At 68.6% G+C, this 401-nt stretch carries 1 protein-coding gene; it reads left to right on the top strand.

What is annotated here, in order from left to right:
* On the top strand, nt 1–401 hold a 401-nt coding region (locus tag FLW16_RS43180), incomplete at both ends, for a lectin (protein WP_142566740.1).

Here is a 401-nt window from a genome sequence, read left to right as displayed (position 1 = left end):
CCGTCCCCCACGCCCACTCCCACCGGAGGAAGCGCGATCAAGGGTGTGGGGTCGGGCCGGTGCCTGGACGTCGCCGGCGTCTCCCAGGCCAACGGCGCCCAGGCGCAGCTCTGGGACTGCAACGGCCAGTCCAACCAGCAGTGGACGCCGACCGCCTCGGGTGAGCTGCGGGTCTACGGCAACAAGTGCCTGGACGTCTACAACCGCGGCACCGCGGACGGCACCAACGTGGTCATCTGGGACTGCAACGGCCAGAACAACCAGCAGTGGCGGTTCAACTCCGACGGCACCATCACCGCCGTCGGCTCGAACAAGTGCCTGGACGCCTACAACGCGGGCACCGCCAACGGCACCAAGGCCATCATCTGGACCTGCAACGGCCAGGCCAACCAGCGCTGGAC

The organism is Microbispora sp. KK1-11 (genome assembly GCF_006874435.1).
Lineage (GTDB): Bacteria > Actinomycetota > Actinomycetes > Streptosporangiales > Streptosporangiaceae > Microbispora > Microbispora catharanthi.
This window is presented reverse-complemented; position numbering and strand designations above follow the sequence as displayed.